The sequence below is a fragment of the Anaerostipes stercorihominis genome, from assembly GCF_057535655.1.
In genome coordinates, this window is sequence record NZ_BAAJCL010000003.1 from 1 (window position 1) to 1,361 (window position 1,361).

The window sequence follows — 1,361 nt, forward strand, 5'->3', positions numbered from 1 at the left end:
AATTACATGCGTCAAATGGGAATCAAAACCCATTGGATGAAACCATATATCCAGACAACCATAGACTCTGATTTCAGCCAGAAACTCAAAAATATCCTCAACGAGGAATTCCATCCTGCTCAGCCAGATGCTGTCTGGTGCTCGGATATCACGTATATTTGAACATTTGAAGGATTTGTGTATCTTACCAGTGTGATGGATCTGTATTCAAGAAAAATCATTTCCTGGGTGTTGAGTAAGACGCTGGAGGCATCCCATGTAGTGGAATGTGTTGAAAAAGCAAAACGTGTCAGAAATATTGAAAAACCGTTGATCTTCCACTGCGACAGAGGATGCCAGTACGTATCGGAAGCATTTCAAAAAGCAACCAAAGGTATGATTCACAGTTATTCAAAGAATGGTGTTAGAATATAAATAGCACAAAATAAACATGACCATTTTCAATAAATCGTATATGATAGTCATAGATCAAGGGGGAGAATGGTTATGGCAAAAGGTACAAAATATTCCCAACAGTTTAAAGAGGATGCAGTGCAGTATCGTCTGGATCATCCGGAGCTGCCACTTCGCAAGGCTTCTGAGAATCTTGGAGTCAGCGAATCTGCACTGAAAAACTGGATGAAAGCAGCAAAGGAACATAAAGGAGAGGTTCCTACCCGTGGTTCTGAAAATTATGCAAGTGAGGAAGCGAAAGAAATTGCCAGATTGCAGCGTGAATTACGAGATACGAAGGATGCTCTTGAAGTGTTAAAAAAAGCAATCGGTATTCTGAGAAACTGACAAAAGCTCTTTACACGGCTACTTCTGAGTACGGGGAAGAAATCAAATCCCTGCCTGTGAAACGTCAAGTTTCTGTCAGCGGAATACTGAAAAAATTAGGCGTTTCACGTTCGGGTTATCATGCATGGAAGAAACGGGTTCCTTCGGACACATCTGTTCACCGTACAGTTTTAAAAGAAAAAATCCAAAATATTTACGAAGATTCTCATCAAAACTATGGCGCTCCTAAAATTACTGCAGAATTACGGAAATCCGGAGAATGTATTTCCGAAAAAACAGTTGGAAATTATATGCGTCAAATGGGAATTAAAGCACAATGGATAAAACCATATATCCAAACAACGATAGATTCTGATTTTAGTCAGCAACTAAAGAACATTCTCAACGAGGAATTTAATCCTGATCAGCCAGATGCTGTTTGGTGCTCGGATATTACTTATATTTGGACGTTTGAAGGATTTGTATATCTTACCAGTATCATGGATCTGTATTCTAGAAAAATCATTTCCTGGGTATTGAGTGAAACACTGGGGGCATCCCATGTAGTAGAATGTAGTGAAAAAGCAAAACATGTAAGAAAT

General features: G+C 39.1%; 3 protein-coding genes. All 3 read left to right on the top strand.

Annotated elements, in window-relative coordinates; translation table 11 throughout:
- Positions 1-177 precede the first annotated feature (177 nt).
- Complete coding sequence (locus AC27EF_RS03815) at positions 178-414, top strand: DDE-type integrase/transposase/recombinase (protein WP_487109006.1); 237 nt, start codon at positions 178-180, stop codon at positions 412-414.
- Positions 415-486: 72 nt separating this feature from the next.
- Positions 487-780, top strand: a complete 294-nt coding sequence (locus AC27EF_RS03820; protein WP_487109008.1) for a transposase — start codon at positions 487-489, stop codon at positions 778-780.
- A 56-nt stretch (positions 781-836) separates the two neighbouring features.
- Positions 837-1,361: IS3 family transposase (locus AC27EF_RS03825; RefSeq protein ID WP_487109010.1), on the top strand; the 525-nt coding region annotated here is incomplete at its 3' end.